Source organism: Acidovorax sp. CF316, assembly GCF_000276605.1.
Classification (GTDB): Bacteria; Pseudomonadota; Gammaproteobacteria; order Burkholderiales; family Burkholderiaceae_C; genus Acidovorax.
This window is the reverse complement of record NZ_AKJX01000009.1, coordinates 1-10114: the sequence shown is the minus strand read 5'-3', so window position 1 is coordinate 10114 and position 10114 is coordinate 1. Positions and strand designations below refer to the sequence as shown.

The 10114-nt window shown below is 70.3% G+C and carries 11 protein-coding genes; all 11 read right to left on the bottom strand.

Translation table 11 applies throughout. The features are described 5' to 3' along the window. Nucleotides 1-106: 106 nt before the first annotated feature. Nucleotides 107-1078, bottom strand: coding sequence for an MBL fold metallo-hydrolase (locus PMI14_RS01140; RefSeq protein WP_007848341.1), 972 nt, complete (start codon nt 1076-1078; stop codon nt 107-109). A 48-nt stretch (nt 1079-1126) separates the two neighbouring features. Beyond that, entirely contained in the window at nt 1127-1984 is an 858-nt protein-coding gene (locus PMI14_RS01135; protein WP_007848332.1) for an ABC transporter substrate-binding protein, read from the bottom strand. Between the two features lie 68 nt (nt 1985-2052). Then, on the bottom strand, nt 2053-2796 hold the full coding sequence (locus PMI14_RS01130; protein WP_007848330.1) for a GntR family transcriptional regulator: 744 nt from the start codon (nt 2794-2796) through the stop codon (nt 2053-2055). Between the two features lie 16 nt (nt 2797-2812). Then, a complete protein-coding gene (locus PMI14_RS01125; protein ID WP_007848329.1) occupies nt 2813-3499 on the bottom strand; it encodes a cysteine hydrolase family protein in 687 nt (228 codons plus the stop codon). Further along, nucleotides 3496-5103: an ABC transporter ATP-binding protein gene (locus PMI14_RS01120; protein WP_007848328.1), complete on the bottom strand. Its 1608-nt coding sequence runs from the start codon at nt 5101-5103 to the stop codon at nt 3496-3498. Before PMI14_RS01120 ends, PMI14_RS01125 begins: the two co-directional genes overlap by 4 nt. An 18-nt stretch (nt 5104-5121) precedes the next feature. Further along, nucleotides 5122-5823 carry a cysteine hydrolase family protein gene (locus tag PMI14_RS01115; protein WP_007848327.1) on the bottom strand — a complete coding sequence of 234 codons (702 nt, stop codon included), beginning with the start codon at nt 5821-5823 and terminating at the stop codon, nt 5122-5124. A gap of 21 nt (nt 5824-5844) precedes the next feature. Further along, a complete protein-coding gene (locus PMI14_RS01110) occupies nt 5845-6765 on the bottom strand; it encodes an ABC transporter permease (protein WP_007848326.1) in 921 nt (306 codons plus the stop codon). Beyond that, a complete protein-coding gene (locus PMI14_RS01105) occupies nt 6762-7859 on the bottom strand; it encodes an ABC transporter permease (protein WP_007848325.1) in 1098 nt (365 codons plus the stop codon). Before PMI14_RS01105 ends, PMI14_RS01110 begins: the two co-directional genes overlap by 4 nt. Nucleotides 7860-7872: 13 nt before the next feature. Continuing rightward, nucleotides 7873-8994, bottom strand: coding sequence for a BMP family ABC transporter substrate-binding protein (locus PMI14_RS01100; RefSeq protein WP_035201906.1), 1122 nt, complete (start codon nt 8992-8994; stop codon nt 7873-7875). A gap of 65 nt (nt 8995-9059) precedes the next feature. After that, a complete protein-coding gene (gene hpxZ, locus PMI14_RS01095; protein ID WP_007848323.1) occupies nt 9060-9440 on the bottom strand; it encodes an oxalurate catabolism protein HpxZ in 381 nt (126 codons plus the stop codon). An 11-nt stretch (nt 9441-9451) separates the two neighbouring features. Then, on the bottom strand, nt 9452-10114 hold a 663-nt coding region (locus tag PMI14_RS01090), incomplete at its 5' end, for an amidase family protein (RefSeq protein WP_007848320.1).

Below are 10114 nucleotides of genomic sequence, written 5' to 3'. Positions count from 1 at the left end.
CGAAACTTGCATCTCCCACCAATTCAAAACCCTTGCAGGCCTATGGCTTGCAAGGGTTTTTTCGTTGCGGCGCGGGCAACGCACGCTCCGTTGCGCGGGGGGCCTTTCAGTTGCTGGCCTTGCCGCAACCCGCGGAGCAGATGCCGGCCGCCGTGAACTCCAGGGTCTTGCCGGACAGCGGCACCACCACCGGCACCCGCGATGCCTTGATGAAGGCCTCGGTCTTGCTGCCCGGGCGCACCACGCCGTCCACCGTGCCGACCTCGTTGACGTGCGACGCGATCACGGTGGCCGGCTTGACCAGTTCGTTGATCACGAAGGCGGCTTCCGCCGGGCCGGTGCTGAAGCCATCGCCGATGTTCATCACCGCCAGTTTCGCCTTGTAGTAGTCGCGCACCACGCGCTCCTGGTCGGCGGTGATGCCCGTGTCGCCCGACAGGTAGGCCACCAGCCCGTTGCTGAAGGTCAGCACGTAGCCCGTCGCCAGGCCCACGTCACCGGCAATGCCGGCCTCCTTCATCGCATCGCCCAACTGGCCGCCGATGTAATCCGGGTCCACGCCATTGCTGTGCACGGCCGTCACGGTGGCAATGCGCACACCGCCGACCGTGACGCTGCCGCCGAAGCGCGCCAGCACGGAGTTGGCCGGGTCGCCGCCATTGGCCCTGAGCTTGGCCGCGAAAAACGGCGGCATCTCGCTGCCCGTGACGATCTTGGACTTCTTGACCAGGGCGATGTTCACCGCGCTGGAGTTGGGCAGGGCCGAGACCGACATGTCCGGGCTGGCGCAGGTCCCGGAGTTGGGCGCCTTGTTGTGCGCGTTGCCGACGTGGTCGCCGTGCATGTGGCTCACCAGGATGATGTCGATCTTGCCCAGGCGCGGGTCGCTGGCGCCGGCCACCGTGCGGCCGGGGTCGTACAACACGCGCGTGCCGTTGGGGTCTTCGAAGACCAGGGCCCGGTCCTGCGGGCACAGTTCACCGTCGATGCCGCCCAGCGGCGTCACCTTCACGTTCTGGGCCTGGGCCGACAAAGCGGCGACCAGGAAGAGGGCGGCGGCAGAGCACTTCAAGCGCATGGCATCTCCTTGTTCAACAGGCGGGGGCAGACAGGGGTTGGTCGTTGGTCAGCGCGGCGCTGTCGGGTTGGCGACGGCTGCGCCCTCGATGCCATGGCGCTTGAGCGCCGCGGCGACGAAGCCGCTGGCCTTCATGCGCTCGACGAAGGCATGCAGTGTGGAGTGCGCCAGCGGCGGGCGGCCCGCGGGCACGCCGATGGCCTGCTCGATCACCATGAAGCGTCCAGGCAGCAACCGCACGCCGGGCACGCGCTGCGCGTCGGCCTCGAGCTGCTGGCGCACGCCGGCCGCCACGTCGAGCTTGCGCGACAGGAATTCATCGACCACCTGGGGCGAGGTCGGGGCCCGCACCAGCGTGGCCTGCTTGATTTCGCGGGTGAGGAACAGGTCGTAGGCGCTGCCCTTGCCGACGACCACCGTGGTCCCGGGCCGATCGACCTGCGCATTGGCGGTGAGTGGCGAATCGGCGCGCACCAGGTAGGCGCCCTCGATCACCACATAGGCTGCGGTGAACGCCACGCCCTCGCCGCGCACCGGGTCGATGGCGAAGAAGCCGACGTCGGCCTGGCCGGCGCGCACCACCTCCACCGATTTGCCGGCCGCATCCACGGCCTTGAGTTCCACCGGCACGCCGAGCTGCCGGCCCAGCTCCTGCGCTAGGTCGACCGAGACGCCCTTGAGCGCGCCCGTCGCCGCATCGCGCGAGGCGAGCACCGGGTTGCCGAGGTTGATCGAGGCCCGCAGCACGCCCTCGGGGGCCAACGGGCGGACGGCCTCGGCCGGCAGTACCGATGATGGAGCGGTGGAAGGCGGGGTGAGCGCGCAGGCGCAGAGCAGGGTGGCACACACCAGCGGCGCCAGGCTGCGGCGCGTGGCGAGGCCAGCGGGAATGCGGAGAATGGGCAAGGCAACGCTCCTTCTGTGGGGGCGACGGCACCCTGGGAGATGGCCCCGACGCACGGGGATTGTGTCACCTACCCCGGGTTGGGGCCAAGGCGCGCCATGTGCACCTGGTGCAGGGTGATCTTGCGTACCTCGGCCTGGCTGGTCTGGATGTGGGCGCGCAGCAGCATGGCGGCCTGATCGCCGCGGTGCGCACGGATGGCCTTGAGGATGGTGGCGTGTTCGTCGTACGTAGCGTCGATGCGCGCCTGCTGCGTGAAGTCGAGCCGGCGGATGATGCGGATGCGCTCGGTCACGTCGCGGTGCACGCGCGCCATCTCGGCGTTGCCGGCGGCGCGCACCAGCGCGCAGTGGAAGGCTTCGTCCCAGGCGGCGACCTGCAGGGTGTCGGTGCTGCGCTGGTCGGGCGGCACCAGCCAGATGTTGTTCAGCTCGTCGAGCAGGCCATGGTCGACCTGGATCGACTTGAGCGCGCCGGCCCCCTCGTCGCACAGGCGGTGCACCGCGGTGGTCTCCAGCACCATGCGCAGGTCGTAGAGCTGCTCGAACTGGTCGAAATCGAAGGGCAGCACGCGCCAGCCACTGCGAAACAGCACCTCCACATAGCCTTCCTGCTGCAGGCGCACCAGGGCCTGGCGCACAGGCGTGCGCGAGACGCCCAGGCGCTCGCAGATCTCGTTCTCGGTGAAGCGGTCGCCGGGCACCAGCTTGAACTCGCCCACGTCGCGCTTGAGCTGGGCATACACATCGTCGGCGCGCGAGCTGCGCACCGGTTTCGTCTGGGAAGGGGGGAGGGCGGGGCGGGGTGTCTGCACAAGGCGACTTTAGCAACTAAGGGGCTGGGGCTGCGTCGGCCAAGGCCGACAGCAGCGCGGCCGATGGAGCGGTCCAGCCGACGATGGCGCCCTGGGCGCGCAGCATCTCGATGGCGGCTGCCTTGAAGTGGGGGAAGTAGCTCTCGGTGCAGTCTTCCAGCAGCAGGCCATCATACCCGCGGTCATTGGCCTCGCGCATGCTGGTCTGCACGCAGACCTCGGTGGTCACCCCCATGAAGACCAGATGGGTGATGCCGCGCGCCTGCAGGGTTGCGTGCAGCCCGGTGGCGTAGAACATGCCCTTGCCCGGCTTGTCGACCACGATCTCGCCGGCCACCGGGGCCAGCGCGGGAATGATCTGGTTGCCCGGCTCGCCCGCGACCAGGATGCGGCCCATGGGCCCCGCGTCGCCGATGCGCAGCTGCGGGTTGCCGCGCAGGCGCTTGGCGGGCGGGCAGTCGGACAGGTCGGGCCGGTGCGATTCGCGCGTATGAACCACCAGGCCGCCTGCGGCGCGCCAGGCCTGCAGCACGGCCTGGCAGGCCGGCACGATGGCCTCGAGCAGCGACACATCGTTGCCCAGGGTCTCGCCAAAACCGCCGGGCTCGATGAAGTCCCGCTGCATGTCGATGATGACCAGTGCGGTGTGCGCCAGCTCGAAGCGAAAGGCGAAGGGGTTGGCGTGGATGGTGCGCAGGCTCATGCGGAGGCTTCCTGGTGGGATGGGTGGTCGTGCCCGCCGCCCATGTAGGCGCCCAGCACATGGCGCTCGGCGATGGCGGCCGGGGTTTCGTGGACGATGCGGCCCTCGCTCATGACCACGATGCGGTCGGCCAGCTCCAGCAGTTCGTCCAGGTCTTCGCTGATCAGCAGCACGGCCCCGCCGCGTTCGCGCACGCCCAGGATGCGAGCATGGATCTCGGCAACGGCCGCGAAGTCCAGCCCGAACACGGGGTTGGCGGCGATCAGCACGTTGATCTCGCCCGCCAGTTCGCGTGCCAGCACCGCACGCTGCACGTTGCCGCCCGACAGGCTGCGGATGGGCGCGCCCTCGCCCTGGGTCTTGACGCCGTAGCCGGCGATCCATTCGCGCGCGCGGCTGCGCCAAGCGGCAAAGCGCAGCACGCCGCCACGGCGCAGCGGCGGCTGGTCGAAGTCGCGCAGGGCCATGTTCTCTGCCACCGACAGGTCGCCCACGCACGCGTTGCGCAGCGGCTCCTCAGGCAGGCTGCGCACCTTGAGCTCGCGGTTCTGCGCGCGCGTGGCGGTGTAGTCCCGGCCCAGCACCTGCACCCGGCCGGCCAGGCGCGGGCGCTGGCCCACCAGGGCCTCGACCAGTTCGCGCTGGCCGTTGCCCGACACGCCGGCCACGCCAAGCACCTCGCCCCGGCGCACCACGAGGTCCAGGCCCGGCAGGGCCAGCGTGCCGCGGTCGCCCGGGGCCTGCAGGCCCTGCACCTGCAGCGCGACCTCGCCCGGTGCGGCTTCGGTGTCGGCAGCCGGCGCCGGGCGGACGGCGATGGACGGGGCGTTGGCGGTCTCGCCCATCATGGCCTGGGCCAGGGCCTGTGGCCCGGTATCGGCCACGCGGCCATGGTGCACGGCCTGGCCCCGGCGCAGCACGGTCACCGCATCGGCATAGGCCATGACCTCGCGGAACTTGTGCGTGATGATGATGACGCTGCACTGCCCGCTCTGCGCAAAGGCGCGCACATGGCCCAGCACCTCGTCGGCCTCCTGCGGGGTCAGCACCGAGGTGGGCTCGTCCAGGATCAGGAGGCGCGGGCGCAGGTACAGCTGCTTGAGCAACTCGAGCTTCTGCTTCTCGCCGGCAGCCAGCTCCGAGGGGCGGGCGTCCAGGTCCAGCTGGAACGGCGTGGTGGCCAGAAAGGCCTGCAATTCGGCCCGCTTGGCGCGCCAGTCGATCACCGCCGGGGTCTGGCCGCCGGCCAGCAGCAGGTTCTCGGCCACCGTCATGCCCGGCGCCAGCGTGAAGTGCTGGTAGACCATGCCGATGCCCAGGCTGCGCGCGACGATGGGGTTGGCGACGGCCTGCTCGCGCCCGTCGATCAGGATGGCGCCTTCCTCGGCCCTTTGGTACCCCGCCACGCATTTGACCAGCGTGCTCTTGCCCGCGCCGTTCTCGCCGAGCAGGGCATGCACGCTGCCGGGCTCCACGCGCATGCTCACGCGGTCCATGGCGGTGAAGCTGCCGAAGCGCTTGGTCAGGTTCCAGGTCTCCAGCGCCAGGGCGCCGGTGCCGGCGGGCAGGGCGCCAATGGGGTGATCGGGCAAATGGTCGGACATCGCGTGATCCCTTGTGGGCTATTCCAGGGCCATCAACAGCTCGGCCGAAGTGGCGTGCGCCCCGAACACGCCGCCCTGCATGGTCACCATGTTCAGCGCGGCCTGGTGGTTGGCCGGGTCGGTGGCGGCCGTGCAGTCCGAGAGCAGCAGGCATTCGTAGCCCCGGTCGTTGGCTTCGCGCATGGTGGTGTGCACGCAGACGTCGGTGGTGATGCCGGCAAGGATCAGGTTCTGCACGCCTGCCATGTGGAGCACCATGTCCAGGTCGGTGGCGTAGAACGAGCCCTTGCCGGGCTTGTCGATCACCACCTCGCCGGGCAGCGGCGCAAGTTCGGGGATCAGCTCCCAACCCGGCTCGCCGCGCACCAGGATGCGCCCGCAGGGCCCGGCATCGCCGATGCCCAGGCCCTCCTTGCCGATCTGGCGCGAGCGCCAGCGCTTGTTGGCCGGCAGGTCGGCCAGGTCCGGCCGGTGGCCTTCGCGCGTGTGGATGATGCGAAAGCCCTGCGCGCGCATCGCCGGCAGCAGGCGCTGCAGCGGCGCGATGGGGGCGCGCGTGAGGGTGATGTCGTAGCCCATCACGTCCACATAGCCGCCGATGCCGCAGAAGTCGGTCTGCATGTCGATCACGAGCAGCGCGGTGTTGTCCGGGCGCAGGTCGCCGTTGTAGGGCCAGGCATAGGGGTTGGCCTGGACATGGCGGGTGGTCGGGGTGGTCATGAGGGCGGTTCCTTCGGAGGGTTATTTGCTGGAAGAGAGTTCACCGGGGCTGCCGGTAGCCACGCTGCCGGGCTTGCAAGTCACGACCAGGATGAGCAGGGTCAGCACATAGGGCACGGTGTTGAACAGGTGGTAGCCCCAGCCCACGCCGACCGACTGCAGGGCCGGGCCGATGGCGCCCGCGCCGCCGAAGAGCAGGGCGGCGACGAGGCAGCGCAGGGGGCTCCAGCGCGCAAAGATCACCAGCGCCACGGCGATCAGGCCCTGGCCGCTGGAGATGCCCTCGTTCCAGCTGCCGGGGTAGAAGAGGGTCAGCGAGGCGCCGCCCAGCCCGGCGATGAAACCGCCCGCTGCCGTGGCCGCGATGCGGATGCCCGGCACCGAATAGCCCAGGGCCCGCGTGGCGTTGGCCGAGTCGCCCGCCAGCCGCACCAGCAGGCCCCAGCGCGTGCGTGCAAAGGCCCACCACAGCAGCACCGCCAGCACCACGCCCAGCGGCAGCAGGGCATTGACCTGCAGGGCCGACTGCACCACGGGCAAGTCGCTCCAGCCGCCCAGCGCCAGCGCAGGGATCTGCGGGGCCTGCGGCTGGATCAGCGGCTTGCCCAGGTAGAAGGCCAGGCCCGTGCCCAGCAGCATCAGCGCGATGCCGGTGGCCACGTCGTTCACGCGCGGCAGCGAGCACAGCACGCCGTGCAGCGTGGCCAGCAGGGCGCCTGCCGTGCCACCTGCCAGCACGCCCAGCCAGGGCGAGCCCGTGAGGTAGGCACCGCCGAAGGCCGCCATGGCCGAGAGCACCAGTACGCCCTCCAGCCCCAGGTTGATGCGGCCCGACTTTTCGGTGAGGCATTCGCCCAGGCTCACGAACAGGAAGGGCACACCCACGCGCAGGGCCCCGCCCACGATGGCGGCGACGAGGGCAATCCATTGGTCTGCAGTCATATCGCCTCCACGTGAGCGGTCGGTGCCGGGGTGGTGCCGCTGTCCTCGGGCCGCTTGCGGCGCTGGGCCCACCAGGCCCGCCAATCCACGTCGCGCAGTGCCTCGCTGGCCAGGATCAGCACGAAGGCGATGCCCTGCAGCACCATCACCGAGGCGTCGGGCAGGCCCAGGCGCCGCTGCAGCAGGCTGCCCGCCGCGCCGAAGCCGCCGAACACGATGGCCACGGGGATGATGGCGATGGGGTTGTGCCGCGCGATGAAGGCCACGAGGATGCCCGCATAGCCATAGCCCGCGATCAGCGCCCCGTTGGCATTGGTGTGCACGGCCGCCACTTCCACCGCGCCGGCCAGGCCGGCCGCCGCGCCGCCCAGGGCGCAGGCCAGCAGCACCAGGCGCGTGGCCGGCAGGCCCACGAGCTGCGCCGCGCGCGGGTTGCCGCCCACCACGCGGACCGAGAAGCCCGATGCCGTGAAGTGCAGCCACAGGCCCAGTGCCACGCAGGCCAGCACGCCCAGCACCAGGCCCCAGTGCACGTCCGAGCCGCCAATGCCGCCGATCAGCAGCCCGGGGCTGAGGCTGGGCGTGGCCGGCTTGTTCAGGCTGGCCGGGTCGCGCAACGCACCCTCCACGAAGTGCTTGAACAGGCCGATGGCCACGTAGGACAGCAGCAGGCTGCTGATGGTCTCGTTGATGCCGCGGTACTGGCGCAGCCAGCCCGCGAGCATGATCCACAGCGCGCCGGCCACCGCCCCCGCCGCGCAGGCCAGCACCGTGCCTGCCGCGTTGGTGGGCAGGGTTACGGCCATGGGCAGGGCCGCGGCGGCCATGCCGCCGAGCACCAGCGCGCCTTCGCCGCCGATCACCGTGAGGCCAGCGCGCGCGGGCAGCGCCACGCACAGGGCCGTGAGCATCAGCGGCGCGGCGCGCTGCAGGGTGTTCTGCCACGAGAACCAGTCGCCGAAGGCGCCCTTGAACAGCGTCGCCCAGACGTCGAGCGGGTTCACGCCGGCAAAGCCGACGAAGCCGCCGAACAGCAGCAGCGCCAGCGCGATGGCGGCAACGGGCAGGAGAATGTCCTTGGCGGCCGGGTGCATGGCAGTCCCTTGCTTAGAAAGAGCCCTGGACGCCTTCGACCAGGTAGTCCATCTTTTCCAGCTCCAGGTCCGTCTGCTTGAACGACTTGCCGCTGGCGATGACCTCCTTGCCCTTGTTGGTCTTGAGCGGGCCCTTGAAGATGTCGAAGCCGCCCGCGACCATCTTGGCCTTGGTCTCGTCGGCCTGCTTCTTCGCCGCATCGCTCACGGCCGGGCCGTAGGCGGACATCTTCACGAAGCCTTCCTTCAAGCCCCCGCGCAGGAAGTTGGGGTGCGGCTTGCCCGTGCGCGCCGCCTCGATGATGGTGGTGTAGGCCGTGAGCCAGTTCCACTCGGCCCCCGTCAGGTAGGCCTGGGGCGCCAGCTTGGCCTGGCTGGCGTGGTAGCCGCAGACCATCTTGCCGCGCTTGGCGGCGGTCTCGACGATGACCTTGGGCCCGTCCACATGCATGGTGAACACGTCGCAGCCCTGGTCGGCCAGGCTGTTGGTGGCCTCGGCCTCCTTGACGGCCATGGACCATTCGCCCGTGAAGATCACGCTGCAGGTGATGCCCGGCTTGACCGAGCGCGCGCCCAGCGTGAAGGCGTTGATGTTGCGCAGCACCTGCGGAATGGGCTTGGCCGCGATGAAGGCGATCTTGCCGCTCTTGCTCATGTGGCCGGCAATGACGCCATTGAGGAACTGGCACTCGTCGATGTAGCCGAAGAAGCTGCCCGCGTTCTTGGGGTGCTTGCCCTCGGTCCACATGCCGCCGCAGTGCGAAAAGCGCACGTCGGGGTACTTGGCGGCCAAGGCCAGCAGGTGTGGGTCGAAGTAGCCGAACGAGGTCGGGAACAGCAGCTTGGCACCGTCCTGCGCGATCATGCCGGTCATGGTCTTCTGCACGGCGGCGGTCTCGGGCACGTTCTCCTCTTCGACCACCTTCACGCCAGGCATCTTCTTGAGCTCGGCCGCGGCCTGGGCATGGGCCTGGTTGTAGCCGTAGTCGTCGCGCGGGCCCACGTAGATCACGCCCACGGTGAGCGGAGCCTGCGCGTTGGCCTGCTGGGCCCAGCCGCCCAGAGTGCCTGCAACGCCCAGCGCCGCGAGGGATTGGAGGGCGCCGCGGCGGTTCGGGTGGGCAAGGCGGGACATGGGTTTCTCGGGTTTCATGGCGGTCCTTTCGGCGAGGTGGGTTGCAGGGGGAAAGAGGAGCGGGGTCAGTCCAGCAGGCTCACGTGGGCGGCCACCACGCGCCAGCCGGCTGGCGTGCGCAGCCAGGTCTGGCTCTGGCGGCCGGTGCGGGCGCTGCCCTCGCGCTGGAACTCCACGTTGGCCGTGGCGAAGTCACTGCCATACGTGGTGATCTCGGTGCGCAGCAGGCGCCGCTGCAGGCCCTGGGGCGGGCGTGCGGCGCGAAACGCCTGGATCTGCGCGTAGCCGTACAGGTTTTCGGTGGCGCCATAGCGCAGGGTGTGGGGGCTGTCCCAGAACAGCTCGTCGAGCACGTCGACCTGGTTGTTCACCAGCGCATCTTCGTAGCGGGCGAACACGGCCTGCACTTCGGCAAGCACCTCGGGCTGGTTGATGGTGTAGGGCATGGTGCGGGCTTTCAGAGGGATGCGACCGGTGCCTGGCAGATGCCTGCGGCCTCCAGCACGGCGGCGGCGCGCAGCGCCAGGTCTTCGCGCCAGGGCGCGGCGATGAGCTGCACGCCGAGGGGCAAGGTGGGGTGGGCGCCCCACACGGGTACGGAGCACACGGGCAGGCCGATGCACGAGATCGGCTGGGTCAGCAGGCCCATGTTGGGGCGCAGCGGCAGGTCGCGGCCGTTGAGGTCGAAACGCTCGGTGCCGATGGGCGTGGCTGCGCAGGGCGTGGCGGGGGCCAGCAGCAGGTCGTAGCGCGCCAGCACGCGGGCGGCGGCATGGGCGTAGCGGCTGCGCACGCGCTGGGCCCGTGCCACCCAGGCGGCCGGGATCAGTGCACCGGCCAGGAAGCGGTCGCGCGACAGCGGTTCGAAGTCGGCCGCCCGCGTGCGCAGGTTATCCAGGTGCAGGGCCCCGGCCTCGGCATTGGTGATGAGGAAGGCTGCCGCACGGCCGGCCTCCACCAGGGACAGCTCCACCGGCTCAACCTCGGCGCCCAGCGCCTGCGCCACCCGCGCCACGGCGGCGCGCGCCTCGGGCAGGGCATTGTCGGCAAAGTAACCCCCGAGCACGCCGATGCGCAGGCCGGCCGTGCCCTGGCCCAGGGTGGCGGCTACCGGCTCCCC

Coding starts and splice junctions, on each gene's coding strand:
- hpxZ (WP_007848323.1), bottom strand. CDS start 9,440: ATGCCCTACACCATCAACCAGCCCGAGGTGCTTGCCGAAGTGCAGGCC.
- PMI14_RS01110 (WP_007848326.1), bottom strand. CDS start 6,765: ATGACTGCAGACCAATGGATTGCCCTCGTCGCCGCCATCGTGGGCGGG.
- PMI14_RS01105 (WP_007848325.1), bottom strand. CDS start 7,859: ATGCACCCGGCCGCCAAGGACATTCTCCTGCCCGTTGCCGCCATCGCG.
- PMI14_RS01125 (WP_007848329.1), bottom strand. CDS start 3,499: ATGAGCCTGCGCACCATCCACGCCAACCCCTTCGCCTTTCGCTTCGAG.
- PMI14_RS01140 (WP_007848341.1), bottom strand. CDS start 1,078: ATGCGCTTGAAGTGCTCTGCCGCCGCCCTCTTCCTGGTCGCCGCTTTG.
- PMI14_RS01120 (WP_007848328.1), bottom strand. CDS start 5,103: ATGTCCGACCATTTGCCCGATCACCCCATTGGCGCCCTGCCCGCCGGC.
- PMI14_RS01115 (WP_007848327.1), bottom strand. CDS start 5,823: ATGACCACCCCGACCACCCGCCATGTCCAGGCCAACCCCTATGCCTGG.
- PMI14_RS01100 (WP_035201906.1), bottom strand. CDS start 8,994: ATGTCCCGCCTTGCCCACCCGAACCGCCGCGGCGCCCTCCAATCCCTC.